This is a genomic window from Pseudomonas sp. MF6747, assembly GCF_963890955.1.
Classification (GTDB): domain Bacteria; phylum Pseudomonadota; class Gammaproteobacteria; order Pseudomonadales; family Pseudomonadaceae; genus Aquipseudomonas.
On sequence record NZ_CAWPSZ010000001.1, the window covers coordinates 372,940 to 399,529 of the forward strand.

Consider the following 26,590-nt stretch of genomic DNA (forward strand, 5'->3'; position numbering starts at 1 on the left):
TCCGTCCTTTGCGTATCAGAGAGTGGGCGCGGCTTGCCTCACAAGGCAGCGCTGCGCAACGCCACTAACAAAGCCGCGGCACTCGCACCGCGACAATCCACAACTTTTTCTGCGCCAGCGGCCCGCGCCATTTCATAGACGCGAGGGCTGGGCACGAACAATGGCAGCCGTGCCACCTGCGGCCAATCGGGGCCAGCCAACGCTTGCAGGTGCAAAAAACCCTGCCCACTGCTGACCACCACGCCGTTCAAGCGTTCCAACTGTATGCGTTGCATCAGCTCCCCGGCGTCGTACACCGGAAGGGAGCGACGATACAACTCCAGATAATCGACACTAGCACCTTGCTCGCGTAAACGCTCAGCCAGCAGCTCCCGCCCGCCTTCGCCACGCAGGATCAACACCCGCGCATCGGGGTGTGCGATAGCCTCGCGCAAGGCGGGCAGTGCAAGCAAGGCCTCACTGTCGTCGCCGGTTTGCGGGTAATGAACAGTGAGGTCGTGATCGGCCAGTACTTGCGCGGTGGCCGCGCCGACGCTGAACCAGGACAGTTGCGGCCAATGCCGATCCAGCTGTTGCAAGGCCAGGCGCGCGGCAGGCTTGCTGACCACGATGACCGCGCTATAACGACCCAGATCACAAAAGACCGCTTGTTGCTCAGCCGTCACCGGCAAGGCCTGGATCGCCAACAATGGCAGGCTGCTGCTGAAAATGCCGGCCTCGGACAACGTCGCGGCCAGGGCCATCGCTTCCTCGACAGGCCGCGTCAGCAACAGACGCCAGTCGGTCACTGCGGACCAGCCTCGCTATAGATTTTTTGCAGAATGACACCGGCGCCTTTTTCCAGCAGCTCTTCTGCCACCTGAATTCCCAGCGCGGTAGCATCACGCTGCGGCCCGCGAACCTCGGCGGTGAGCAGCGTGCCGCCTGCGGGGTCGCCTACCAGGCCACGCAGCCACAGGTTTTCACCCTCGAGCACGGCGTAACAGGCGATCGGTACCTGGCAGCCGCCGTTGAGGCGTTTGTTCAGCGCGCGCTCGGCCGTGACACGCACTTCGGTGTCTTGATGATCAAGGGGTTTGAGCAGGGCGTGAATTTCACTGTCCGCGGTGCGGCATTCGATACCCACAGCGCCTTGTCCGCCCGCGGGCAAGCTGTCTTCCACGCTGATGGCCGAGGTGATGCGGTCTTCGAAGCCCAGGCGAATCAGGCCAGCCGCTGCAAGAATAATCGCGTCATATTCGCCCGCATCCAACTTGGCCAGACGGGTATTGACGTTGCCGCGCAGAAAACGAATTTGCAGGTCCGGCCGGCGAGTCAGCAACTGCGCCTGGCGACGCAGGCTTGAGGTGCCGACGACACTGCCCAAGGGCAGCTCATCCAGCGACGTGTAAGTGTTGGATACAAACGCGTCACGCGGGTCTTCGCGCTCGCAGATGCAATACAGGCCAAGACCTTCAGGGAAGTCCATCGGCACGTCTTTCATCGAATGCACGGCGATGTCGGCTTCGTTTTCCAGCAGTGCGGTTTCCAGTTCCTTGACGAACAAGCCCTTGCCGCCAATCTTCGACAATGGCGAGTCGAGCAGCTTATCGCCGCGACTGACCATGGGCACCAGAGACACTTTCAGCCCTGGGTGGGCTTGCTCAAGGCGTGCTTTGACGTATTCGGCCTGCCACAAGGCCAGGGCACTTTTACGGGTGGCGATGCGGATTTCGCGAGAGGACATGGATCAATCCGTACTGAATAGATACGGCAGATAATAACAGCTCAGGCAAACACGCTTTGATTTGAATCAGCAAGTGCGGGGCCTCCCTGGCCGCGTCGCACCGGGATACAGCATGCAGACCTCGCCAAAGCCCCTGGCTAAAGCTGCTGCATCATCTTGCGCACACCGGCGACGTGGCGTCGGCTGACGATCAAGGCATCGCCGTTAAGCCCTTTGAGGAACAACTGAAAGTGCCCCAGCGGCGTGCGCTGCAGGCGTTCTATTCGCTCACGGGCCACCAGCGCGTTGCGGTGGATGCGCACAAAGCGGTCGCCGAATTCGTCCTCAAGGGCCTTGAGCGGCTCATCGAGCAACACTTCACCCGTCTCGTGACGCAAGGTCACGTACTTGTGGTCGGCGATAAAGTAGACCACCTGGTTCAGCGGAATCAGCTCGATACCTTTACGGGTCCGTGCACTGATATGGCTGCGTGGCCCGTTACCACTCTGAGCTGCTGGCTGGGTCAAAGCGGCGAGCTGGACGCGGTTGGGACGCTCGGCCTTTTTCAGGGCCTTGAGCAGCGCCTCAGCGGTCACCGGCTTGGCAAGAAAGCTGACACCGCTGTCTTCCAGGGTTTGCGCAGAAAACTCTTCTTGAGCTGCACACAACACCACGGCAGGCGGCGATTCTCGCTCGCTCAAGCGGGCGGCCACTTGCAAGCCATCAAGGCCCGGCAGGCGAATATCGAGCAACACCACATCCGGCTTGAGACTGTCGATCAGCGTCAACGCCTCTTCGCCGTTGGTGGCGCTCGGTTCAAGGACTGTATAACCCTCGAGTTCACTGACCAAACGGCTCAGTCGCTCGCGGGCTTGGGGTTCGTCATCAACGATCAGGACATTCATATTGCGCTGGATTCCTGCGTGAGTCTCGCACAAGGATAGCGTAGACAGGTGCGGTGACTTGCGTCACAGCGATCCACGCTAAGACTAGCGCGAGCGGCAAAAAGTGCCCCGGCAGCGGCACCCATATTTACCCGGACCTGTTCAATTGCGCCCAAGACCTGCTGCCTTCGGGCATCGTCGTAGGGTTTGCTGATACACAATCCGAATACCCCCCTTTTTTAATGGATAGTCAGGCTATGACCGCATCACCCGACTTTGGTGCATTCACGCTCTATCAGTGCAACTGTAGACGCTCGCTGAGACGATATTGCTCAATCGTCAAATATCGTTTCAATAAAGGCCTGTTCCAGTCTCTTCCCGGAAGCGTTCGGCGGCAAGGCACTTAGCCACCTTTGGCACAAATAAAAATGCCGACCACCCGCAGCACCGCCTCCAAGTGCAACCCTGTTATTATCGGCGGCACACCTCAACGCCTCTTTTAAGCAGATCACGAGCGAATCCATGAGCACCGACAAGACCAACCAGTCCTGGGGCGGCCGCTTCAGTGAACCCGTCGACGCCTTCGTCGCGCGCTTCACCGCCTCCGTCACTTTCGACCAGCGCCTGTACCGCCACGACATCATGGGCTCGATCGCCCACGCCACGATGCTGGCCAAGGTCGGCGTGCTGACCGACGCCGAGCGCGACAGCATCATCGATGGCCTGACCACCATTCGCGGTGAAATCGAGGCCGGCACGTTCGACTGGCGCGTCGACCTGGAAGACGTGCACATGAACATCGAAGCCCGTCTCACCGATCGCATCGGTGTGACCGGTAAGAAACTGCACACCGGTCGCAGCCGTAACGACCAGGTGGCTACCGATATTCGCCTGTGGCTGCGTGACGAAATCGACCTGATCCTGGGCGAAATCACCCGCCTGCAAAAAGGTTTGCTCGAGCAGGCCGAGCGTGAGTCCAGCACTATCATGCCCGGCTTCACCCACCTGCAAACTGCGCAACCGGTGACCTTCGGCCACCACTTGCTGGCCTGGTTCGAAATGCTCAGCCGCGACTACGAGCGCCTGCTGGATTGCCGCAAGCGCGCCAACCGCATGCCGTTGGGCAGCGCCGCACTGGCCGGCACTACTTACCCGATCGACCGCGAATACACCGCACAACTGCTGGGTTTTGACGCGGTTGGCGGCAACTCCCTGGACGGCGTGTCGGACCGTGACTTCGCCATCGAATTCTGCGCTGCCGCCAGCATCGCGATGATGCACCTGTCGCGCTTCTCCGAAGAACTGGTGCTGTGGACCAGTGCGCAATTCCAGTTCATCGACCTGCCGGACCGCTTCTGCACCGGCAGCTCGATCATGCCGCAAAAGAAAAACCCCGACGTGCCTGAGCTGGTGCGTGGCAAAAGCGGCCGTGTATTCGGCGCGCTGATGGGCTTGCTGACCTTGATGAAGGGCCAGCCACTGGCCTACAACAAAGACAACCAGGAAGACAAAGAGCCGCTGTTCGACGCCGCCGACACGCTGCGCGATTCGCTGCGTGCATTTGCCGACATGATCCCGGCGATCAAGCCCAAGCACGCGATCATGCGTGAAGCGGCCTTGCGCGGGTTCTCCACGGCAACCGACCTGGCGGACTACCTGGTGCGCCGTGGCCTGCCGTTCCGTGACTGCCACGAAATCGTCGGCCATGCCGTGAAATACGGCGTGGACACCGGCAAGGACCTGGCAGAAATGAGCCTGGAAGAGTTGCGCCAATTCAGCGACCAGATCGAGCAGGACGTGTTTGCCGTGCTGACCCTGGAAGGCTCGGTGAATGCGCGTAATCACGTGGGCGGGACTGCACCGGCGCAGGTCAAGGCCGCCGTCGTACGCGGCCAGGAACTGCTCGCCAGCCGCTAAAAGCATCGCAGGCAAGCCAGCTCCCACCTTTGAATGGGTTCACTCAAAGTGTGGGAGCGGGCTTGCTCGCGAATACGGTAGACCAGTCGCTATATGTTGACTGACACACCGCTTTCGCGAGCAAGCCCGCTCCCACATTTGATGTGTGCACGGCTGATTACTTCTTGGCCGCAACCATCGCCATAAACGCCGGCATCGCTGCCTCCCTGTCCGCCGCCACTTTCTGCGCGTTGGGCATCGCGTGCAGTCGCTCCAGCAGCGCTTTCGCCTTCGGCAACTCAGCCAGCAGATCCAGGCCAAACAGCTTCTCGCCCACGGCACAGGCGAGGTTCACGCTGTACATGAAATACAGATCGGCAAGCGTGAAGCTCTCCCCCGCCACGTACGGCGCAAACTTGCCGTGTCGACCTAAAGCACTGATCCCCAACAGCAACTCAGCCTTGGATTTTTCCTTGATCGCCTCGGGCACCGGCATACCGAAGAACGCCTCGGCGAAACACGCGCGGGCGGGCAACTCGATGTACAGCTCGATTTCCCTGCACAGCGCCAGCACCTGAGCCCGCTGAAAAGGCTCGGCCGGCAGCAACGAAGGGCCTTCCTGAGTGTGTTCGATGTACTCCAGAATCACGCTGGTTTCATTGATAAAGCCTTGCTTGACGCCCAGCACCGGCACTTTGCCTCGCGGGCTTACCGCAAGCGCTTCAGGCGTCTGGCCTGCATAAAATGGCACTTCTTCAAACGGTAGGCCTTTCTCCAGCAGCGCCAGTTTGACCATGTTGTAGTAGTTGCTGACCGAAAATCCGTAAAGCTTGAGCATCGCGAATGCCTCCAGGCCGGGTGTGGGGTTGGCTGCAGAAGTTATAGAGCGTGCGGCCCGACCTGACCAGCAGCATCACCTGCCTGAATGGGGGTAGACTGGCGGCCTTTCCTTGAGGAGCCCCGCCATGAGCGAGCCGACCGATATCGACAACGACGAAGAAGAATTCACCGAAAGCACGCTGACCCAGGCCATCGAAAACCAGATCGAAAGCGACAACCCGCCTGCCGCCAAGGCCACCTTCAACAAGCTGACCCTGGTGGGCTACGAGCGCGAAGACATTCTGAATCTCATGGCCCACGTGCTGGCTGTTGAAATCGACAAGATGCTTGAAGAAGACCGCGCCTTCGATACCCAATGGTATGAAACCGCGCTGCGCGCATTGCCGGAATTACCCCCGGAAAACGACTGAATCGAGCACTTTCGTGGCCGGGAAGCCTGCTTCCTCGCCACAAACCTGCGCCATATCAAGACCCATGACTTTCACACTGGACAGCCCGGCAAAGTGCGTTCACCTTATGCCCTGCTAGCCTCTAATAAATTTTAGAAAGTCTGGAGTCCTTATGTCGTATACCCCTGAGTTGGTTGCCGAACTGGAAATCCTTGTACTCTTCCCCTTGGACAGCACCAAGGAAGGTCTGAAAGTCCACCAGACCGCTGCTCCCGCTGCCATCGCCGCGGCCAAGCGCCTCCATGCGAAAGGCCTTATCGACCAGCCAGACGGGGGCTACCTGACCAGCCTTGGCCGGGACGCTGCAGAGCAGGCCCAAACCCTGCTGACCATTCTGACGACCGCTACCACCAAAGAAGCTGCCTGATCCCTGATACCGCCCATGGAGTCCGCTTTCTGCGGATTCCGAGGGCACTGCTGTGGATGGCACAAAATTCTGACGCCAGAAACCATTTCCCTCTAAACCTCCTACGCTTCTGTCTGTAAACTCCTACACGGCCGCCCACGTCGGGCCCTGCGAGCCAACGAGTTCGACATGACCCGCACCCATGAAATCCGCCCCGACCTGGACGAAGGCATCGACCGCAAGGTGCTGGCCCAATTGCGCGCGCGTTTCATGGCCCTCAATGAAGGGCGCATGGCCCGGGCCGTCGAAGGTCTGACCCCGCGCCAGCAAAGCGTGTTGACGCTGTTGCCGCTGTTTTTCCACGTCAACCACCCCCTGCTGCCCGGTTATGTCTCGGGCAGCACGCCGGCCGGGCTGTCCAATTTCGAACCGGACGCCCAGGCGCTTACTGAAGCTCAGCGCCTGACCCGTTCGTTCTCCTACAAGCCACGCCATGGCAATCCGCCACGGCCTATCCTTGGCCTGTACCTGATGGGCAGCCTTGGCACCCTGGCTCAAGCGGACCAGAGCGATATGGACGTGTGGGTCTGCCACTCGCCCGAACTTGGCGAAGCCGAACTGGCCGAGCTGCGCAAAAAGTGCCAGTTGCTGGAAGCCTGGGCCCTGACCATGGGCGCCGAGGCGCATTTTTTTCTGATCGAACCGACGCGCTTTGTATTGGGTGAGCGCGACACGCAACTGAGCTCAGACGACTGCGGCACCACCCAGCATTACCTGCTGCTGGATGAGTTCTACCGCACCGCCATCTGGCTGGCCGGGCGTACGCCGATCTGGTGGCTGGTGCCGGTGTACGAGGAAAGCCGCTACGCCGAGTTCACCCATACGCTGATCTCCAAGCGCTTCATCCGCGCCGACGAAACCCTGGACCTTGGGCACCTGGCCCACATCCCTCCGGGCGAATTCATCGGCGCCGGGCTGTGGCAGTTGTTCAAGGGCATCGAGTCGCCCTACAAATCAGTGCTCAAGCTGCTGCTGACCGAGGTCTACGCCAGCGAGACCCCGAACGTGCACTGCCTGAGCCTGCGCTTCAAGCGCGCCGTGTTCGCCAATCAGATGGACCTGGACGAGCTAGACCCGTACATCGTGGTTTACCGCCGCATCGAGGAATACCTCAAGGCGCGCAATGAGCCGGAGCGCCTTGAACTGGTGCGGCGCGCGCTCTACCTGAAGGTCAATCGCAAGCTCAGCGTCGGCCAACGCAGCACTGGCTGGCAACGACGCCTGCTGGAGCGCCTGGCCAATGAATGGGGTTGGGACCAGCGCCAACTGGCTCTGCTGGACAGCCGCAGCCAGTGGAAAGTGCGCCAGGTCGCCTCCGAGCGCCGCGCGCTGGTCAACGAACTGAATTACAGCTACCGCTTCCTCACCCAGTTCGCCCGCACCGAGCAAACCGCCAGCCTGATCAACAAGCGTGATTTGAACGTGCTGGGCCGGCGCTTGTATGCAGCGTTCGAACGCAAGGCCGGCAAGGTCGAGTTCATCAACCCCGGCATCGCGCCTGACTTGGCCGAAGACACGCTCACGCTGGTGCAGTCCCCCAATCGCAAGGAGCCGGGCCAGCATCACTGGGGCCTGTACAACGGTAACCTCACGGCGCTGGAATGGGAGCACTTCGCGCCGATCAAGCGCAGCCGCGACCTCTTGGAAATGCTCACCTGGTGCCATCGCAACGGCGTGATCGACAGCAGCACCCGCCTGGCGCTGCACCCGGGCGTCAGTGACATGACCGAATTCGAGCTGTTCAACCTGCTGGGCAGCCTGCAACACACCATCGCCCTGCCCCTGGCCAGCGTCGATGAGGATCGCCTGTTGCGCTCGGCGGTACCGGAAGAAGTGCTGTTGTTGATCAACGTCGGTGTCGACCCGCTCAAACATCATCGCGATTTGAACATCCTGATGACCACCGAGCGCACCGACTCCCTGAGCTATGCCGGCGTACGCGACAACCTGGTGCTGACCCTGGATCAGGTCACGCTCAATAGCTGGAACGAGGTCATGGTCAGCCGCTACGACGGCCCCCACGCACTGCTCGACTGCCTGCGTGACTACCTCAATCAACTGCCGTCGGATCACTTGCCACGCCTGCGAGTGCGCTGCTTCTGTCACAACCGTGCGCAGTTCATTGCCCAGCGTGTAGAAGAAATTTTCGACACCGCGCAAAACCTGCTGCTTAGCCAGTCCAATCACCGCTACCTGTTGCAGGTGCAGCAGCACTACCACGTGATGGAGCTGATGCCGGGCCAGGCCACCCATGTGTCGCTGCCGACCCAAGACGCGCTGATTGCCTACCTCAGCGAAGAACTGGCCAGCTACAGCCCGTTGCACCTGGACGCCATGGCCCTGGAAGACCACGACCTGGCGCTGCTGCTGCCGATGGGCTTGGCCGATTGCGTGCAGGTGTTCTACCGGGTCAATGAAGGCGTTGCCGAGTTGTATGTGCTGGATGAGTTCAACGCGCTCTGGCAGCAACGCCTGCCGTTTCATGATGAGCAGAGCCTGCTGGCGCCGTTGCAGCGTTTTCTGCAATCGATCATCTATCGCCGCGAAGCGCTGGCGCCGCTGGATACGCTGCAGCCGTTGGGCGAAGTGCAAATCTTGTATTACCAACTGTTGCCATCAGGCAGCAATCGCGCACGTGGCATCGAGCCGCGCCCCGCGCCGCAGAACCCGGCCAATAAGCCGTTTTATGACGTGCAGGCGATTATCGGCAAGGCGGCGCCCGGCCAAGTGGGCATCACCCTGTACTGCAACCAGCGGGAGTTTTGCGAACTGGAGTTTGGCGACCAGCTGTTTGCCGTGGTCGCCCAGGAAATCGTCGGGCAACGTCGAGAAACCGAACGTTACCGCTGCTACATCACCGACCTGGACCTGTCCGGCCTGCTCGGTGATGTGCAAAGCCCGAGCAACCTGTACCTGCGTTACAAGGCCGAGCTGGAGCTGTCGCTCAACAACGCACTGAAGCAGGTTTAAAGCGGCTCTTGTTACAGAGAGAACGCGCCACCGTCTTTGGGCTGGCCGTCAACGCTGAGCAGCTCAAGCTTGAGGGTTTTGCCGCCGGGTGCCGGCCAGTCGATATGCTGGCCCACCTTCAGGCCGAGTAATGCACTGCCTACCGGCGCGAGGATCGAGATCTTGCCCTCGTCTGCATTGGCATCCTTGGGGTAAACCAGGGTCAGGTGATAGTCCTTGCCGCTGCCTTGCTCACGGCAATGCACGCTGGAGTTCATCGTCACGACACTTGCAGGCACTTCCTCGTGGCCAACCACTTCTTCAGCGCGGTCGAGTTCGTGTTGCAGGGCTTCGACGCCCGGCGAGTCCTCGCCTACACGGTCGATCAATTGCTCAAGACGCTGTACGTCGAGACGGGTAAGTATGATGGAAGGTGCGGTCATGATTCAGGCAGACTCCTTTTTTCTGCACAAAAAAGCAAAACCCCGCCAGAAAAAGGCGGGGTTCTCACGGACCTCGATGAGTTGAGGTGTACCCGGACACTACCACAGCGACACAAATAAACAAGACGACCTCAGGCACGCTCCCTGCGTTGCTCGGCCTCGGCGCAGATCACCCGGCGCCGGTTATCGTCAGCGGAGCGCCATTCACGAATGTCTTCCACATGGCGGAAGCAGCCGAGGCAGACTTTCTGCTCGTCCAGGCGACACAAACTGATACAAGGTGACGGCACCGCCGGGCTGACATTGCTGAACAGCGGCTTGGGCGGGCGTACGGGTGCAGGCTGGGTCACGATCAGATCTCGTCGAAGTCCAGGTCGGCGCCGGACTGTTCCTTCGTGAGGCGCGCAAGCATTTCGCTCAGCAGCTCCTCGGTGGTGTCGTGCGCCCAACGGTTTTCTTCCTCGTCATAGTCGAAGTGAAAACCACCGGTACGGGCCGCCAGCCATAGCTGACGCAACGGCTCCTGGCGACTGAAGATCAGTTGGGTGCCGTTTTCAAACTTGACGGTCAGCACGCCGGCCGAGTTTTCCAGGTCCACGTCCAGGCCGCTGTCGTCGAAAATATCTTCCAGCGCCTGCTGGGTCGCATCCACCAGGTCGTGAAAACGGGCTTCGGTCAAACTCATTGTGGCAACCTCAAAAGTGTCTGGTTCTGCTCAAGCGCCGCACGATACGGGCGAGCCCCGCTGATTGCAAAGGATACCGAGTTCATTACCGATGGAGCTATGAAATATCCCCGGCCAGCGTAGCCTGCTTCGCGCTCAAGTCGGCAAACCCCCGCCGGACGGGTATTTCGGCGCATAGGCAAGCTGGCGGGTGGTCGGTATACTCGGGCGCAATTAATGCATATTCAAGGATTTCGCCATGAAGCGCCTGATCTCTTCCCTTGCTGCGCTCGTCGCGGTCGCTTGCCTCGTTAGTGCCTGTGGTCAAAAAGGCCCGCTCTACCTGCCCGATGACAGCAAAGACCCAAATGACCAGGCGCAGTCGTCACAAAAGCCGTCAAAAGCGCACAAGCACGACACCTATCAATAAGGGAAACCCATGGACGCTTTTAACTACCGGGACGGCGAGCTGTTCGCGGAAGGCGTGGCGTTGTCCGCGATTGCCGAGCGCTTTGGCACCCCGACCTATGTGTACTCGCGTGCGCACATCGAAGCCCAATACCGCTCCTTTACCGACCCACTGAACGGCGTTCCACACCTGGTGTGCTACGCGGTCAAGGCCAACTCCAACCTGGGTGTACTCAATGTCCTGGCGCGCCTGGGTGCCGGTTTCGACATCGTCTCCCGTGGCGAGCTGGAACGTGTGCTGGCGGCCGGCGGCAAGGCTGACAAAATCGTCTTCTCCGGCGTCGGCAAAAGCCGCGAAGACATGCGTCGCGCTCTGGAAGTCGGCGTGCATTGCTTCAACGTCGAGTCCACCGACGAGCTGGAGCGCCTGCAAGTCGTCGCCGCCGAGATGGGCGTTCGTGCGCCGATCTCGCTGCGCGTCAACCCGGATGTCGACGCCGGCACTCACCCCTACATTTCCACCGGTCTCAAAGAGAACAAGTTCGGCATCGCCATTGCTGACGCCGAGGACGTGTATATCCGTGCCGCGCAATTGCCGAACCTGGAAGTGCTGGGTGTCGACTGCCATATCGGCTCGCAACTGACCAGCCTGCCACCGTTTCTGGATGCGCTCGACCGCCTGCTGGCGTTGATCGATCGCCTGGGCGAGTGCGGCATTTACCTGCAACACATCGATCTGGGTGGTGGCGTGGGTGTGCGTTATCGCGATGAAGAGCCGCCGCAGATCGCCGACTACATCCAGGCTGTGCGCGAGCGCACTGAAGGCCGCGGCCTGACCCTGATGTTCGAGCCGGGCCGCTACATCGTCGCCAACGCCGGCCTGCTGCTGACGCAAGTCGAGTACCTCAAGCACACCGAGCACAAGGATTTCGCCATCGTCGACGCGGCGATGAACGACCTGATCCGCCCGGCGCTGTACCAGGCCTGGATGAATGTGACAGCCGTCAAGCCACGTGCTGGCGTTGGCCGCAGCTACGACATCGTCGGCCCGATCTGCGAGACCGGTGACTTCCTGGCCAAGGAGCGTCAACTGGCCCTGGAAGAAGGCGATCTGCTGGCCGTGCATTCGGCCGGTGCCTATGGGTTTGTCATGAGTTCCAACTACAACACGCGCGGCCGCGCCGCCGAGGTGCTGGTGGACGGTGATCAAGCGTTTGAAGTGCGTCGCCGCGAGACGGTAGCCGAGTTGTATGCTGGCGAAAGCCTGCTGCCGGAGTAAGCCATGCTGCTGCGTTTTACCAAGATGCACGGGCTGGGCAACGACTTCATGGTCCTCGACCTGGTCAGCCAGCACGCGCACATCCTGCCCAAGCACGCTAAACAATGGGGCGACCGTCACACCGGCATTGGCTTTGATCAATTGCTGATCGTCGAGGCGCCGAGCAACCCGGAAGTCGATTTCCGTTACCGGATCTTCAACTCCGACGGTTCCGAAGTGGAACAGTGCGGCAACGGTGCGCGTTGCTTTGCGCGTTTTGTGCTGGACAAGCGCTTGACCGCCAAGCGCCAGATTCGCGTCGAAACTAAAAGCGGCGTGATCGAACTGGATGTTCGCAGCGACGGCCAGATCAGCGTCAACATGGGCGCGCCACGCCTGGTGCCGGCGGATATTCCGTTTCAGGCCACCGAGCAGGCGACCAGCTATGCGCTCGACGTTGATGGCAAGTACGTGGATATCGCCGCAGTGTCGATGGGCAACCCGCACGCCGTGCTGCGGGTCAACGACATCAATAACGCCCCGGTGCATGAATTGGGGCCGAAAATCGAACATCACCCGCGCTTTCCGGCCCGGGTCAATGTGGGCTTCCTGCAGGTGATCGACCGCTCCCGCGCACAATTGCGTGTGTGGGAACGCGGCGCCGGCGAAACCCAGGCCTGCGGCACCGGCGCTTGCGCTGCGGCCGTGGCCGCGATCAGCCAGGGGTGGATGGATTCGCCGCTGTTGATCGACCTGCCCGGCGGACGTTTGTCCATCGAATGGGCAGGCCCTGGCCACCCGGTGATGATGACCGGGCCGGCCTCGCGCGTATACGAAGGACAGGTCCGCCTATGAGTGAGCAAAGCTAATGACCGACACGCCTCAAGTACCCGCCCAAGCATCCCCGAGCGAAAGTCTGGAGGCCGCTGCTGTCGCGGCGTACCTTGAGGCTAATCCGGACTTCTTCGTCGAACACGAAGAGCTGTTGCCCGCCCTGCGCATCCCCCACCAGCGCGGCGATACCGTGTCGCTGGTAGAGCGGCAGATGAAGATCCTGCGCGAGCGCAATATCGAAATGCGCCATCGGCTCTCGCAGTTGATGGACGTGGCCCGCGACAACGACCGCCTTTTCGACAAGACCCGTCGCCTGATTCTTACCCTGATGGACGCCACCAGCCTGGAAGAAACGGTGATTGCCGTGGAAGACAGCCTGCGCCAGGACTTCCAGGTGCCGTTTGTGAGCCTGATCCTGTTCAGCGACAACCCGATGCCGGTGGGTCGCTGGGTCAGCGGTGGTGAAGCGCAAACCGCGATTGGCGGCTTGCTCTCTGAAGGCAAGACCATCAGCGGCACCTTGCGTGAGCATGAGCTGGATTTTCTGTTTGGCGCCGAACAGCGCAAACAGATCGGCTCCACCGCCGTGGTCGCCCTCAGCCATCAAGGCCTGCACGGCGTACTGGCGATCGCCAGCCGTGACCCGCAGCATTACAAAAGCTCTGTAGGCACGCTGTTTTTGACCTACATCGCTGAAGTGCTGGGCCGGGTACTGCCGCGCTTCACCACCGCCCTGCGCGCGGTGCGCTAGTCATGGAACGGCAACTGGACGCTTATTGCGCTCACCTGCGCAACGAGCGCCAGGTGTCGCCCCATACCCTGGAAGCCTATCGACGGGACTTGAACAAGGTTCTGGCGTACTGCGAAAAACAACAGATCGCCAGCTGGAAAGCCCTGGATATCCAGAGCCTGCGCAGCCTCATCGCGCGTCTGCACCAGCAAGGCCAGTCTTCACGCAGCCTGTCGCGCCTGCTTTCGGCGGTGCGCGGCCTGTATCACTACCTCAACCGTGAAGGCCTGTGCGATCACGACCCGGCCAATGGCCTGGCCCCGCCCAAGGGCGAACGGCGCCTGCCCAAGACCCTCGATACTGATCGTGCCCTGCAATTGCTGGACGGTGCCGTCGAAGACGACTTCCTCGCCCACCGCGACCAGGCCATCCTTGAGCTGTTCTATTCCTCGGGCCTGCGTTTGTCAGAGCTGACCGGCCTGAACCTCGATCAACTGGACCTGGCGGACGGCCTGGTGCAAGTGCTCGGCAAAGGCAGCAAGACCCGTGTGCTGCCCGTCGGCCGCAAGGCTCGGGAAGCCTTGCAGCTATGGTTGCCGCTGCGTCTGTTGACCAACCCCGCGGACGACGCGGTGTTTGTCAGCCAGCAAGGCCGACGCCTGGGGCCACGGGCGATCCAGGTGCGGGTCAAGCTCGCCGGTGAACGCGAGCTGGGGCAGAACCTGCACCCGCACATGCTGCGACATTCTTTTGCCAGCCATCTGCTGGAATCGTCCCAGGACCTGCGCGCGGTGCAGGAGCTGCTCGGCCACGCCGACATCAAGACCACGCAGATCTACACCCACCTCGACTTCCAGCACCTGGCTACGGTGTACGACAGCGCCCATCCACGGGCCAAACGCATCAAGGGCGGCGACTCATGAGTATCAAGCTGATCACCTTCGACCTGGACGACACACTCTGGGACAACGTACCCGTCATCATCGGCGCCGAAGCGTCGATGCGCGAATGGCTGGCGACCCATGCCTCCAAGGTCGGCGATTTGCCTCTTGAGCATTTCGCCAGCCTTCGCCAGCAGGTGCTGGAGCGCCATCCCGAACTCAAGTACCGCATCAGCCTCCTGCGCCACCGCGTACTGATGCACGCGTTTGAAGAGGCGGGTTATCCACAGCCCGAAGCCACGCAAATGGCAGACGTGTGCTATGAGGCGTTCATTCATGCCCGGCACCAGCTCACGCCATTTCCCGAAGCCGAGCCGATGCTTCAAGCGTTGCGCCAGCATTTCCTCCTGGGCGTGATCACCAACGGCAATGCCGACGTGCAGCGCGTGGGCCTGGCAGATTATTTCCACTTTGCGCTGCGCGCCGAAGATATCGGCATCGCCAAGCCGGATGCGCGACTGTTTCAGGAAGCGCTGCAACGCGCCGGCGTGGACGCCAGTCAGGCCGTGCATATTGGCGATCACCCCGGCGATGACATCGCCGGGGCGCAGCAGGCGGGGCTGCGGGCGGTGTGGTTCAACCCGACGGGCAAAGCATGGGAAGCGGATAAACGCCCGGATGCGGAAATTCGCAGCTTGAAAGAACTGCCGCCGTTGCTTCGCAGTTGGCAGTAACGCTATCGCGGCAACACTAAAAACCAAAATGTGGGAGCGGGCTTGCTCGCGAAGGCGGTGTATCAGTCAGCACATCAGCAACTGACAAAGCGCTTTCGCGAGCACGCCCGCTCCTACATTTGATGGGTGGTGACCCTTAGGATTTATTACATCCATGAAAAAGCCCGCAGCGACGGCGGGCTTTTTCATGCAAGCGAGCGGCTGACCTCAGATAGGACGGCTACCGTACTTGTTATCCGGCTTCTTCGGTGGATCTGCTACCACGTTGGCCTCGACTTCCTGCACTTTGCCGCCTTTGGCGAGGAATTCTTCCATCGCACGGGCCAGCGCATCGCGCTCTTTGTTCTTGGCTTCAACGCTTGGCAGTTCATCTACCGAAACAGCGGCCTTGGCTTTGCCTTTGGCTGCCGGGACAGGTGCATCGTCGCCACCGTCGTCGTCAGCAACGTCCTCAGCTGCCGCCTCAAGACCTTCTTCGGCCTCGTCGTCATCACCGACTTCGAGTTCGTCGTTTTCCAGATCATCGTCGCTCATGTTCTACCTCATGACTTGCGAAAAGCAGATTAGTTATAGCCCAGCTTCACCCTCTGTCGAGGTCGCCGGAAAAAAATCAACATCCACTGGATTGCCAGTGGCTTATGCCCCATCACCGTGCAAGGTGGCGAGGACTTTACGAGCACCGCCATGATCACGGTGCTCGCCCAGATAAACACCTTGCCAGGTCCCCATCGCCAAGCGGCCGGCCTTGACCGGCAAACTCAGCTGGCAGCCCAGGAGACTGGCCTTGAAGTGCGCCGGCAGATCATCCGGACCTTCGTCGTTGTGTTCGAACCCTGCACGCCCTTGCGGCACCAGCGAGTTGAAAAAACGCTCGAAGTCACGGCGAACCGCCGGGTCGGCATTTTCGTTGACCGTCAACGAAGCCGAGGTGTGCTGCAACCACAAATGCAACAGGCCCACACGGCACGCCTTCAATTCAGGCAGGCCGGCGAGCAACTCATCCGTCACCAAGTGAAAGCCCCGGGGCTTGGCCCGCAGGGTTATCAGGGTCTGTTGCCACATACAGTTCTCCGCCTATCGGCGCGCATTCTAGCGCGCTCTGGAAAAAAACAAAGTACCGAATACACCTACATGCCTGTAAGACATTCACACCCTTAAAAGTGCCGTGTGGTTCCCATCACAAAGTCGGCATAAACCCGTACACCTTTAGCCACAGACAAACCCCAGACAAAAAAATGCCCGGCAAGCCGGGCATCTTTTTTTCGCGTACTTACAAGTTGTAGCCGCGCTCGTTGTGTTGTGCCAGATCGAGGCCCACGGCCTCTTCTTCGTCGGTAACCCGCAGGCCCATGACCATGTCCAGCACCTTGAGGATGATGAAGGTCACGATAGCCGTGTAGATCACGGTGAAGCCGACGCCTTTGCACTGGATCCAGACTTGCGCTGCGATGTCAGTGGTCGCCGCGTTGAAGCCGCCCAGAGACGGAGCCGCGAACACGCCGGTCAGGATCGCGCCGAGGATACCGCCGATACCGTGCACGCCGAAGGCGTCCAGGGAGTCGTCGTAGCCCAGTTTGCGTTTCAGGGTAGTGGCGCAGAAGAAGCACACCACGCCCGCCGCCAGACCAATCACCAGGGCGCCCATTGGGCCCACGGTGCCCGCAGCCGGGGTGATTGCAACCAAACCTGCCACCACACCCGAGGCGATGCCCAGTGCGCTTGGCTTACCGTGAGTGACCCACTCGGCAAACATCCAGCCCAGCGCGGCAGCAGCGGTCGCAATCTGAGTGACCAGCATCGCCATACCGGCAGTGCCGTTGGCCGCAGCCGCAGAACCGGCGTTGAAGCCAAACCAACCGACCCACAGCATGGCAGCACCGACCAGGGTGTAACCCAGGTTGTGAGGCGCCATCGGCGTGGTTGGGAAGCCTTTACGCTTGCCGAGTACCAGGCACGCCACCAGGCCAGCCACACCGGCGTTGATGTGCACCACGGTGCCGCCGGCGAAGTCCAGCACGCCCCAATCGCCCAGCAACGAACCCGGACCGCCCCACACCATGTGCGCAATCGGTGCGTAGACCAGGGTGAACCAGACGCCCATGAAGATCAGCATCGCGGAGAACTTCATACGCTCGGCGAAGGCACCGACGATCAGCGCAGGCGTAATGATGGCGAACGTCATCTGGAAAGTGACGAACACCGCCTCAGGGAACAGCGCCGCAGGGCCGGTGATGCTCGCCGGGGTGACACCCGACAGGAACAGTTTGGACAGGCCGCCCACGAACGAGTTGAGGTTGACGACGCCTGCTTCCATACCGGTAGTGTCGAACGCCATGCTGTAGCCGTAAACGAACCACAAAATGGTGATCAAGCCGGTGATGGCGAAGCACTGCATCATCACGGAAAGAATGTTTTTGGAGCGAACCATGCCGCCATAGAACAGCGCCAGGCCTGGAATGGTCATGAACAGCACCAGCGCGGTGGATGTGAGCATCCACGCCGTGTCGCCGGAATTGAGGACTGGAGCGGGGGCTGGGTCCGCCGCCAATGCCAGGGCCGGCATTACGAGGGACAACAGGGCTCCTAGCCCTGCGAATTTACGCAGAGTCATATTGTTTTCTCCTGGGGCGTTGGGGGTTTGGCGGCTTAGATTGCGTCGGTATCGGTTTCGCCGGTACGGATGCGAATAGCCTGTTCCAGATTGACCACGAAGATCTTGCCGTCACCGATCTTGCCGGTGTTGGCCGCCTTGGTTATCGCCTCGATAACCCGGTCAAGATCCTTGTCGTCAATGGCGACATCAATCTTCACCTTTGGCAGAAAATCGACCACGTATTCCGCGCCGCGATACAGCTCGGTGTGACCCTTCTGCCGACCGAAGCCTTTGACCTCAGTAACGGTAATGCCCTGCACGCCGATCTCGGACAGCGACTCGCGTACATCGTCCAACTTGAACGGCTTGATGATGGCAGTGACTAGCTTCATGAAAACTCTCTCCCGAATTGGTGGACTTGCCCCAGGAAAACAAACCCGTCTCAAGTCTAAGCGCAGTGCCTGGCTTTGTAACGCGTCGTCGCCTCGGCATTTACCGTTGCGACGCCAGCGAACCACTGGTGACGAAACCTGTACCCCTGATCCGTCGGCGCACTGCATTCGTCACAGCGACTGCATCAGTGCATGGGTCATGATCGTCTAAGCAGAAAGCTTGCCAGCTCCGTAAAAATCACTGAAATCAGTCCTTTGCCCACTTATGCCCACCTGCGGGGCGTTTTGGCGACGCCAATGCGCACAAAAACAGTGCGCAGCCGCCCGGAGCACTGCGCGAAAAGCGTGCGCTCCAGGCGGTGAAAAAGACTATAGACGCTGCGTGATACACTGCCCGCCAACAGTTTTTCCGGAATGTTTCCCATGCTCGCGCCCAAAGATCTCCTAGACGCCCTGAGCGGCCACGCCTCTCGCCTGTTCAGCGGCGAAACCCCGCTGCCTCGCAACGAAATCGAAAGCCAGTTCAAGGCGCTGCTGCAAAGCGGCTTCAGCAAGCTCGACCTGGTGAGCCGTGAAGAATTTGACAGCCAAATGGTGGTGCTGGCCCGCACGCGCGCACGGCTGGAGAGCCTCGAGGCGAAAGTCGCGGAGTTGGAAGCGCGGCTGACGCCACCTGCTGCTGAATAAACACGCTCAGTGTGGGAGCTGGCTTGCCTGCGATGGCATCGACTCGGTGTAACTGATACACCGAGGCGCCCGCATCGCAGGCAAGCCAGCTCCCACATTTGCTCTACGTTGCGCTCTGGATACGTTCTGTAAAACCTCCCCCCCTCGCTCTTCGCCACCTCGTCTACCCTTGAAAAACCCGCAGGAAGCGGCCCTCCACTCAAGGAACGAGCATGTCCCTCGCCATCGTCCACAGCCGCGCCCAGATTGGCGTCGAAGCCCCTGCCGTCACGGTTGAAGTGCACATGGCCAATGGTCTGCCATCTCTGACACTGGTGGGTCTGCCGGAAACCGCGATTTACTAGCGACTTAACAGACAAAAACAAAAAATGTTTGTTCTTCAATTAGCCCCCCGTGTGTGCCAGATTGTAGAGGGCAAGCAATCTGCCACCATCGACAAGCACAAGGAGCGGGCTGTGTTCACAAAAATCAATAAAATTAAGAATTTCGCTGTCTTCAAGGAGTTTGACTGGGACGTTTCAGTAAGGGATGAAGGTAGGACCATAGGTAAATTTAAAAAGCTGAACATTATCTATGGTCGAAATTATTCCGGGAAAACCAGTCTTTCAAGAATCGTCCGAAGTCTAGAATTAAAAAAGAAGCATGATAAATATCAAAATGCAGAGTACAGCTTCTCACATGAAGGGCCTGAACTACTAAACCAGCAAAATTTAGATACTTGCCAATACAGCGTCAGAGTGTACAACAAAGACTTTGTTGACGATAATCTTCGATGGCTTTCAAATCCTGACGGGAGTATAAAACCATTCGCTGTGTTAGGTGATGAAAACATTACGCTCGAAAAAGAAATTGAAGAAAAGGAGAGTCTACTCGGAACAGAAGATACTATTGGTAGTCTGCGTAATCGACTAAAAATAGAGTCAGAAGATTTAGCGGCAGTTCAAGGCCGAGTGAAAACAGCACAAACTGGATTAGATAGCAAACTTCGTGACAAAGCCAACGGGCCTATAAAAACAAATCCGAACTACAGGCAATTCACGTATACGATTACTAACATCAAGGCTGATATTACCGCTCTGGATAAGAAACCACAGCCAAACCTTACGCCTGAACAACAAGCTGAATTCATTACGTTATTGAATGACCAAGCAAAACCCGAAATAGTTTTTGGTGAAAAATTTACCGATAAAAGAAACACGTTCTTGGCGGAAGCACGGCTCTTGCTTGAAAAGGAAGTTAAGCCAACACAAAGCATTCAGGACTTAATCAATGATGCTTTATTGCAAAAGTGGGTTCGTGAGGGAATTGAAAGCCATAAAAATGTTCGGTCAACCTGTGCCTTTTGTGGTAGTCCGATACCGGCAGACCTATGGGCAAAATTAGACGCGCACTTCAGTAAAGAGTCCGACAGCTTGCGGACTGACATCCAAGCGCTTTTAGATAGAGTCAATACAGAGCGAGAGCAGTTACCTAAATCGCTGCCGATAAAGCAGTTGGATTTTTATAGCACCTACCATGAAGAATTTTCAGGCTTAAATGAGCAGTTTTTAGAGGCCATTAAGCAATATGACGACAACTTACTATTAATTACTACTGTATTATCATTGCGCCTTAACGATATTTTCCGCACATTCCCCACACCCACGTTAATGCCGGAAAATTTAGACATAGGTGCAATTTATAGTTCTGTGTCAGAGGTGGTAACAAAACACAACAAGAAAACGGAAACTCTAGACAATGACCAATCAACCGCAAGAACCGTATTGCGTCTCGACGAAGTTTCAAAATTTGTAACCGATATATCCTATAAAAAAGAGCTTAACGCGATAGATGACCTTAATAGCGAGGTCACTTCAAAAGCCGAAACCAAAAGCAAGACAAGCACAGAAATACTTCAGCTTGAAAAAGATATTCAGGCATTAAAGAACAAACTCAAAGACGAAAGAAGAGGAGCGGAGCGCGTCAATCACTACCTCGAAAATCACTTTGGTCATACCGGATTAAAACTGTCAGCGTTAGATAATGAAGCGGTAACAGAAATAAACTTTAAAATATTTCGTGGTGATTTGCCTGCGGAAAATCTCAGTGAAGGAGAGTGCAGTCTCGTCGCTTTCTGCTACTTTATTGCGAAATTAGAGGACGTTGAGACGCAGGGAAAAGAACTTATCGTATGGATTGATGACCCAATCTCAAGCTTGGACAGCAACCATATCTTCTTCGTCTATAGTCTCATAGAACACGTACTTGCAAGCCCAATAAAGATACCGAATCAAAAAAACACCTATAAGTATAGTCAGCTTTTCATCTCGACTCATAATTTAGACTTCTTGAAGTACCTTAAAAAACTATCCAAACCGATGGATAATTCCCCCAAACCCAAAATTGACTGTGAGTATTTTATACTTGAGCGCTCAAACGATGTAAGTCATTTGAAATTGATGCCCAAGTATCTGAAGCAGTACGTTACTGAATTTAACTATTTGTTCAGCCAAGTACATGCCTGTGCTAACTCGACAGCTATAGAAATCGGGCACGAATCATTTTATAACTTCGGGAACAACCTCAGAAAATTCCTTGAAGCTTATCTGTTTTACAAGTTTCCGAATAACAAATCTAACGATGAAAAGTTAAAGGCTTTTTTTGGAGGAGACCAAATAGCCACAAGCTTGGCAAATAGAGTCAATAACGAGCTATCGCATTTGGAAGAAATATTCGATAGAAGTATGAGACCTCTTGATGTTCCCGAAATTACCAAGCTGGCAAATTTCGTGCTTGACACAATGAAGCAAAAAGACCCTGACCAATATCAGGCGCTTCTTGACAGTACTAATCTTCAGTAACTACATCCCTGACAAAACAGAATTAAAATTCTGCTTTGTCAGGGAGTCTAATTTTAATCGAAATCAAAAGAAGCAAGCAGAATAAAAAACCATCACGACTATCGTCGTTCGGTTGTTTATGCTTGCCCCACTCATTCCCTATCGGTCATTACGGGGGCAAATCTACTCCCACAAGGGTCGTATCTAAATCGAATCAAAACTAACATCTGATATGCCAGCAATTAAATATAAAATGCTATTATATCTCTATAACCAACAAATTCATTATGAGCAAATATAAATTAAGCGCGCGCCTAACAGAGATAAACTCAATCGTTATTGAGCAGTTAAGGAAAGAATACAATCAAATATCATCTACAAAATTTTCTCTATCAAATGCATTCAAACAGTATTTTTTAAACGGACGTAGCTACGTTGTAATTTCAACAAACACAAATGCTGTAGAGTTTAGAAAGTACAATCAAATGATTGTAAATCTGCATACAAACTTAAATAGGATTGAAACAGAAGACCCCGCGCTAATAAAGCTAATCAGCAACTCCATTAACAAGATATTGGAAGCAAGGGTAAATATAAAGCCGTTACTTTTTGAGTCATTCTCAATTCAAACTTCAAAAAAACCAGACATTGAAGCGTCTATAAACCATCCCTTATTTATTGACCAGCTTTCAAAACGAGAAAAGCAATATACGATTAGTTTTTCGCAAGAAGAGTTCTCGCTTTACCAAAGTAAGCTACTAACTCTTGAAGAAAAAGATAAACCCTTTTTCAGTCAGCTATATAAATTTTTAAATGAATTCTCCGTTTATCAAGCCATATTTTCAAACCCTAATATTTCGTTTAGCCATGATGAGAACTTGATTAAAGTCTGCGATTATATCAACAGGTATGTCGTTGAAAGCTCGAATAAAGAATCTCAATTAAAAGAGACGCTAGAGTATTTTGTCTCAAGAATAAATACAGTTAATGATAAACTTATGGCCGGTAGCACTGACCTGATTGAAGTGATATTGGGTTGAGACAAAATGTTAATTAAAGAAGTTCCACGCATTCGGCCCAATACCAAAAATCTCGCCCAGTACGTTTTAAATAAAGCCGCTCGCATCGGTGGCAATATTCCAATCAATATGGGTAATATTAATGAGTCAGCGAAGTCTATCGAGTCGGATTTTAATAGTCGTTTAACAGCAAAGCAGAAAAGTAATGAAATGCATTATATCGTTTCATTTGAAGAACAGCATCAAGACATTACAGATGACAAATTGCTACTTATTGGTAATGAATTGGTTAAACGCCATTTTGGCGAAAATCGTAACTTCCTGCTCGCGGTTCACAGAGACACCACCAACCCCCATTTGCATTTGGTTATGGAAAATAGAGATTTTGACAATAAACCATTTTATAAAAAAGACAATTATCGCGCCTTGGAGACTCTTGCGCAAAAGCTCGAAAAAAAACACTCACTCAAAAATGAGCAAATTTCGGACAGCAGGAACGACCCAAATCCGACCCGATTAAATTACGCCTCCAAACAGTACGAAAGTCGCACTGGTCAAGAGTCGGATGAAAAAAAATATAAGAACGAGTTGAAAGGCATTATTTCCGACGCCAAAACGCCGGAGGCGTTGTTTCAGGCGATGATTGATAAAGGGTTTACTATTCGTGCCAACAAGAGCAAAACCGACCCTGCGAGGCTGTCAGGCTACTACATCACCAAAGGTTCGACATCTATAAAGCCAAGTTCAATTGGCTTCCAAATTAGCAAATTGGTCGAAAAATACAGGTTCGATGAAAATGGCATTGCCGAGTTAATCTTGCGCTTTGAGTCTCCATTGCCAGCAGATGAATTTACCGAAATTTCTTCGAGTCCAGGTACAGACCCAGACCCAAAACCAAACCGCCGTGAAAGCCTTTATACAAAATTCCAAACCGTGGATGGTGTGAACTACACAAGCAAAAACGAGAAATACAAAACGGGCTTTACGGTCAATACTAATAGCGTTTCTTTCATAAACCCAAATGAAATGAGTATCAAAGCAGGAATGCAGGCTTTGATCGCACAAGGCACTAAAGGACCGTTCTACCTCACCGGCTCGCAGGATTTTAAACGTAAAACATGGTTGGTATCTGCGATGATGGGTTTAGAAGTTTCTAATTATCAACCTTCAAAATCTGACTTGTCTGCACTTTTCGAACGTGTGAAAGCCAATCAAGAAAAATACCCAAAAGCAAAAATCTTACTTCTTGAACGTCATATTACTGCACTGAAAAAAGAAAACTTCGAGATCGATGATTTATTAAAAACGCCAGTTTCGTTCTCTGATTTATTCCCTAGCCATTTAAAATCAGAATACATTGAAGCTCTTGAAACTGAAAAGCCTGAAGAACCTAAAAAAGAAAAATCGGTAACGTCTACTAGTACCAAAGTAAAATCAAAAGCAGAACAAATATTCGACAATCAAGAGACTGATAAGAAATTGTTAGAAGAGTTAACCCGGCAAGGTGAAGTTGGAATTCACCCACTGCAACCATTAAAAGTACATAAGCCCTAAATTTTAGGGTTTGTCTTTGTAAATTATTGAACAATCTATCTTCGTCGCTAATTCTACATTAGACCCTACGACCCTCAACCCAACATTAGAAACAACCATTTCTTCAAAATCGTATAGACGCTCAATAATTTTAAGCTCTGTTATCCATACCAGACGTTCTTTTGCGACCTTACAAAAATCTAAAAATTTTAACTCTTTTCTCAGGGATGCTAATTTTCTAAAAACGGGGTGTTTAAGTTCAAGCTTTATTTGCCACTCTTCCATTTTTACGAAGCGATTAAATTTTCGCCAAACTGATATTGCTCGTTCAACTCCGAAAAATCCATAGCGTCTTATGCCCCAAATCATACAGCCCGCCTTTACTTTTAACGACTCACTATCGGGGTTCTGTATTGCTTTGATTAGATATTTCATTACATAAGTAGATGCAGATGCTTTTTTCTTACCGTGTTTTTTAGCTTGTTCAGCAGATATTATTTCAATGGTCGTTGATTTTTCTGAATGCTTGAAGATTCTATTTATATGAAGTATTAAATCATCGACTTTTGTGGGGCAAACAAATAATAGTGCGTGCAAGTGCGGACACTGGTCTTTGTGTAATTCTTTCGTCCAAAGCCCAAAATCATTAAGCTCGTAACGATTGCGAGCCTTACTCAATTGGTCTATCTTTTTACTCAAATAATCTGACGCTTGGCGTGGAGTTGAGCCATCCCACGTATTTTTTCCAAATTTTGGGTTTGCGTGAAATGAAGCCGGGCAAGTCGCAGTTAGAAATAAACATACATATTTTCTTTGCTCTGCAACAAGCTCCATATTTTTCACACAGGAGTATAGTTCTGCAACACGTCGTTCAGGAGTCATTACTACATCAGCCAATGGCTTTTGTGTTTTTTCATCATTGCCATATTGTATATAAGAGTTTTTGAGATAGTCAGCCTGACAGTCATCGACATACTTGCGATATTCAAGAGCGACATTACTGCAATAGCTGTTATGCGAGCCAATAGCTTTATTGGAAAGCTGTATCAGTTCATTTTCTCTGACTCTGATTTTTCTTATTATTCTTTTGTGTTTCTGAAAGCCGTTGAACCTTCTTTTTTCGTCGTTACTGCACAAGTTTAAATCAAACTCATAAATCAAATCTTCATCTTCATAATATTTATCGAGCTTATCCAATATTGTCCCGCTTGCTTTCAAGTCTCTAATTTTAACGCCTTGTATTAGCTCAATGCTTAACAACTCTTGGCGAGTGATTTTACACATTGAAAGCTCGATTACTTTTTTTGTTAGTTTCGTGCTTTTTGTTATATGCAAAAATAGTTTATTAATCACAATTGCAAGACAAACTGCGTCCCTATCCCACTGCCTGAACGACGACAAGGACTCTGTATATCGTAACTTGTTTTTTTGATTTGCTGTACACAACGTTTTCGCCCTTACAAGCACTTCCATTTCGTAGAAAGACGTACATACTTCTTGAAGATTAGATACAAGTTTGCTGCTTGCGTTGACAGGCTTTAAGCTTGAATGAAGTTCTTGCAGGGTTTTTTCGTGGTCGAAGCCGGATTTTTTGAAATTTGATATTTCATTAATTAGTTTTTTAGCTTCGAAATGAGAGTGTAACTTATTGAGAAAAATTTCTTTATTTCGTTCTTTTGATATTGCGCGCTGGAAATAAAATGGTATGCTGTTATTGTAAATCATTGTTAAGTTGTTTGTTTGGTAGCTACATCTTAACATTTGTAAGAAAAACACAAGAGCTTCGGCTCTTTTTTTCTGACCTAAATTAAAACAATCGTTTTAATTAATGGAATCGAAAAACTAAACAGCCGTTTGAATTAAATGATAAAACCTTTTTGTTATATGGCTTTTATCTATTTTGTGAGAGTTGTTTTAGAATTATCCAAGAAGAGCAAAATCAAAAGCAGGAAATCAAAAGCATTAGCCTACGGCTCGGCTATACATTGCGTTAGGTAATCACCGGTCAAGAAGTACAGCCCCTCGACTAATTTTAGAAATAAGGATTTGTTGGGAGAGAGTAGCTTTTTACAGTAACACCCTTGCTAATATATTCAGGCTCCCTCCAAAAATCTTCGTCCTTTAACGTCCATAATGTTTTTGCTTCCTCACAGGTCCCGGCCTTAAAATTAAATGAGTGGCTTGTCTGTAGCAATGTACTACCACGGTCATCAAATGAGTCTTTATTTTTACAGTCGTTAGCAGCCATTTGAAAAGCTCTTATAGACTCTTTTCTTTCTTTGTCAGTTAGCCTGTCTTTCGCTGATACTTTAGTTTCAATAACAGTACCTACTGGTACATTGCTTGCGTCTTCAAAATAGCCGGCTCTTACCGCAATACATAGTAAGACCAACACTAACGAGAATTTAAAGAAATCTTCCATGTGGGATGTTTTTTATTATTGCTTAATTATAACATTCGGAAGCC

The 26,590-nt window shown here is 54.1% G+C and carries 27 protein-coding genes and 2 pseudogenes; 15 read left to right on the top strand and 14 right to left on the bottom strand.

Annotated features, from left to right (window positions below; genetic code table 11):
* Positions 1-38: 38 nt before the first annotated feature.
* The 4 genes and pseudogenes from AACW30_RS01730 to AACW30_RS31455 all read right to left on the bottom strand — a co-directional run.
* Positions 39-788, bottom strand: coding sequence for a uroporphyrinogen-III synthase (locus AACW30_RS01730; protein ID WP_200622380.1), 750 nt, complete (start codon positions 786-788; stop codon positions 39-41).
* On the bottom strand, positions 785-1,726 hold the full coding sequence (gene hemC, locus AACW30_RS01735) for a hydroxymethylbilane synthase (RefSeq protein ID WP_200622387.1): 942 nt from the start codon (positions 1,724-1,726) through the stop codon (positions 785-787). The genes AACW30_RS01730 and hemC overlap by 4 nt, the downstream gene beginning before the upstream one ends.
* Before the next feature lie 137 nt (positions 1,727-1,863).
* Positions 1,864-2,610 (bottom strand): LytR/AlgR family response regulator transcription factor, encoded by a 747-nt coding sequence (locus tag AACW30_RS01740; RefSeq protein ID WP_119737269.1) that lies wholly within the window; start codon positions 2,608-2,610, stop codon positions 1,864-1,866.
* Positions 2,607-2,723, bottom strand: a pseudogene (locus tag AACW30_RS31455) (sensor histidine kinase); the annotation flags it as partial. The pseudogene AACW30_RS31455 and the gene AACW30_RS01740, both read right to left, overlap by 4 nt.
* A gap of 388 nt (positions 2,724-3,111) precedes the next feature.
* Between AACW30_RS31455 and argH the strand changes: the two are divergent.
* Positions 3,112-4,506 carry an argininosuccinate lyase gene (argH, locus tag AACW30_RS01745; protein WP_200622389.1) on the top strand — a complete coding sequence of 465 codons (1,395 nt, stop codon included), beginning with the start codon at positions 3,112-3,114 and terminating at the stop codon, positions 4,504-4,506.
* Between the two features lie 157 nt (positions 4,507-4,663).
* On the opposite strand, the gene AACW30_RS01750 is transcribed toward argH, so the two are convergent.
* A complete protein-coding gene (locus tag AACW30_RS01750) occupies positions 4,664-5,323 on the bottom strand; it encodes a glutathione S-transferase family protein (RefSeq protein WP_200622391.1) in 660 nt (219 codons plus the stop codon).
* A 127-nt stretch (positions 5,324-5,450) separates the two neighbouring features.
* On the opposite strand from AACW30_RS01750, the gene AACW30_RS01755 reads away from it, so the two are divergent.
* From AACW30_RS01755 to AACW30_RS01765, 3 genes are all read left to right on the top strand, one after another.
* Positions 5,451-5,735: a hypothetical protein gene (locus tag AACW30_RS01755; RefSeq protein WP_106575823.1), complete on the top strand. Its 285-nt coding sequence runs from the start codon at positions 5,451-5,453 to the stop codon at positions 5,733-5,735.
* 151 nt (positions 5,736-5,886) lie between these two features.
* Positions 5,887-6,141: a TIGR02647 family protein gene (locus AACW30_RS01760; RefSeq protein ID WP_106575824.1), complete on the top strand. Its 255-nt coding sequence runs from the start codon at positions 5,887-5,889 to the stop codon at positions 6,139-6,141.
* A 168-nt stretch (positions 6,142-6,309) separates the two neighbouring features.
* Entirely contained in the window at positions 6,310-9,150 is a 2,841-nt protein-coding gene (locus AACW30_RS01765) for a class I adenylate cyclase (RefSeq protein ID WP_200622393.1), read from the top strand.
* A gap of 11 nt (positions 9,151-9,161) precedes the next feature.
* On the opposite strand, the gene rnk is transcribed toward AACW30_RS01765, so the two are convergent.
* The 3 genes from rnk to cyaY form a co-directional block, all read right to left on the bottom strand.
* The gene (gene rnk, locus AACW30_RS01770; RefSeq protein WP_106575826.1) at positions 9,162-9,572 is read right to left on the bottom strand and encodes a nucleoside diphosphate kinase regulator; all 411 of its coding nucleotides are present in this window, start codon (positions 9,570-9,572) and stop codon (positions 9,162-9,164) included.
* A gap of 131 nt (positions 9,573-9,703) precedes the next feature.
* Positions 9,704-9,922: a DUF1289 domain-containing protein gene (locus AACW30_RS01775; RefSeq protein ID WP_106575827.1), complete on the bottom strand. Its 219-nt coding sequence runs from the start codon at positions 9,920-9,922 to the stop codon at positions 9,704-9,706.
* A 2-nt stretch (positions 9,923-9,924) separates the two neighbouring features.
* The gene (gene cyaY, locus AACW30_RS01780) at positions 9,925-10,257 is read right to left on the bottom strand and encodes an iron donor protein CyaY (RefSeq protein WP_094948747.1); all 333 of its coding nucleotides are present in this window, start codon (positions 10,255-10,257) and stop codon (positions 9,925-9,927) included.
* Between the two features lie 238 nt (positions 10,258-10,495).
* Here cyaY and lptM point away from each other — a divergent pair, with 238 nt between their 5' ends.
* From lptM to AACW30_RS01810, 6 genes are read left to right on the top strand one after another with little or no spacing between them, the layout of a single operon-like run.
* Entirely contained in the window at positions 10,496-10,666 is a 171-nt protein-coding gene (gene lptM, locus AACW30_RS01785) for an LPS translocon maturation chaperone LptM (RefSeq protein WP_106575828.1), read from the top strand.
* Between the two features lie 9 nt (positions 10,667-10,675).
* Positions 10,676-11,923 (top strand): diaminopimelate decarboxylase, encoded by a 1,248-nt coding sequence (lysA, locus tag AACW30_RS01790; protein WP_179610006.1) that lies wholly within the window; start codon positions 10,676-10,678, stop codon positions 11,921-11,923.
* A 3-nt stretch (positions 11,924-11,926) separates the two neighbouring features.
* Entirely contained in the window at positions 11,927-12,757 is an 831-nt protein-coding gene (gene dapF / locus AACW30_RS01795) for a diaminopimelate epimerase (RefSeq protein ID WP_200622395.1), read from the top strand.
* Between the two features lie 13 nt (positions 12,758-12,770).
* Positions 12,771-13,487: a DUF484 family protein gene (locus AACW30_RS01800; protein WP_106575831.1), complete on the top strand. Its 717-nt coding sequence runs from the start codon at positions 12,771-12,773 to the stop codon at positions 13,485-13,487.
* A gap of 2 nt (positions 13,488-13,489) precedes the next feature.
* The gene (xerC, locus tag AACW30_RS01805) at positions 13,490-14,389 is read left to right on the top strand and encodes a tyrosine recombinase XerC (protein ID WP_124418740.1); all 900 of its coding nucleotides are present in this window, start codon (positions 13,490-13,492) and stop codon (positions 14,387-14,389) included.
* Complete coding sequence (locus tag AACW30_RS01810) at positions 14,386-15,081, top strand: HAD family hydrolase (protein WP_119737255.1); 696 nt, start codon at positions 14,386-14,388, stop codon at positions 15,079-15,081. Before xerC ends, AACW30_RS01810 begins: the two co-directional genes overlap by 4 nt.
* Before the next feature lie 207 nt (positions 15,082-15,288).
* Here the strand turns inward: AACW30_RS01810 and sutA are convergent, their stop codons facing one another.
* The 4 genes from sutA to glnK form a co-directional block, all read right to left on the bottom strand.
* Complete coding sequence (gene sutA, locus AACW30_RS01815; protein WP_106575834.1) at positions 15,289-15,615, bottom strand: transcriptional regulator SutA; 327 nt, start codon at positions 15,613-15,615, stop codon at positions 15,289-15,291.
* Between the two features lie 102 nt (positions 15,616-15,717).
* Complete coding sequence (locus tag AACW30_RS01820) at positions 15,718-16,143, bottom strand: secondary thiamine-phosphate synthase enzyme YjbQ (protein ID WP_071485166.1); 426 nt, start codon at positions 16,141-16,143, stop codon at positions 15,718-15,720.
* A 208-nt stretch (positions 16,144-16,351) separates the two neighbouring features.
* Positions 16,352-17,692, bottom strand: a complete 1,341-nt coding sequence (locus AACW30_RS01825; RefSeq protein WP_017135897.1) for an ammonium transporter — start codon at positions 17,690-17,692, stop codon at positions 16,352-16,354.
* 35 nt (positions 17,693-17,727) lie between these two features.
* The gene (gene glnK, locus AACW30_RS01830) at positions 17,728-18,066 is read right to left on the bottom strand and encodes a P-II family nitrogen regulator (RefSeq protein ID WP_002555808.1); all 339 of its coding nucleotides are present in this window, start codon (positions 18,064-18,066) and stop codon (positions 17,728-17,730) included.
* 423 nt (positions 18,067-18,489) lie between these two features.
* Between glnK and AACW30_RS01835 the strand changes: the two genes are divergently transcribed.
* The 5 genes and pseudogenes from AACW30_RS01835 (at position 18,490) to AACW30_RS01855 (ending at position 24,145) form a co-directional block, all read left to right on the top strand.
* Positions 18,490-18,753, top strand: coding sequence for an accessory factor UbiK family protein (locus AACW30_RS01835; protein ID WP_058421153.1), 264 nt, complete (start codon positions 18,490-18,492; stop codon positions 18,751-18,753).
* A gap of 212 nt (positions 18,754-18,965) precedes the next feature.
* Positions 18,966-19,091 (top strand): annotated as a pseudogene (locus AACW30_RS01840) (hypothetical protein); the annotation flags it as partial.
* Positions 19,092-19,121: 30 nt separating this feature from the next.
* Complete coding sequence (locus tag AACW30_RS01845) at positions 19,122-21,593, top strand: AAA family ATPase (protein ID WP_234452431.1); 2,472 nt, start codon at positions 19,122-19,124, stop codon at positions 21,591-21,593.
* A 266-nt stretch (positions 21,594-21,859) separates the two neighbouring features.
* Positions 21,860-22,612: a hypothetical protein gene (locus tag AACW30_RS01850; protein WP_200622397.1), complete on the top strand. Its 753-nt coding sequence runs from the start codon at positions 21,860-21,862 to the stop codon at positions 22,610-22,612.
* A gap of 6 nt (positions 22,613-22,618) precedes the next feature.
* Positions 22,619-24,145: a relaxase/mobilization nuclease domain-containing protein gene (locus AACW30_RS01855; RefSeq protein WP_200622407.1), complete on the top strand. Its 1,527-nt coding sequence runs from the start codon at positions 22,619-22,621 to the stop codon at positions 24,143-24,145.
* Positions 24,146-24,148: 3 nt separating this feature from the next.
* Here AACW30_RS01855 and AACW30_RS01860 read toward each other — a convergent pair whose 3' ends face one another.
* Positions 24,149-25,900, bottom strand: a complete 1,752-nt coding sequence (locus AACW30_RS01860) for a replication endonuclease (protein ID WP_200622416.1) — start codon at positions 25,898-25,900, stop codon at positions 24,149-24,151.
* Between the two features lie 256 nt (positions 25,901-26,156).
* The gene (locus AACW30_RS01865) at positions 26,157-26,546 is read right to left on the bottom strand and encodes a hypothetical protein (RefSeq protein WP_200622424.1); all 390 of its coding nucleotides are present in this window, start codon (positions 26,544-26,546) and stop codon (positions 26,157-26,159) included.
* Between the last annotated feature and the right edge of the window lie 44 nt (positions 26,547-26,590).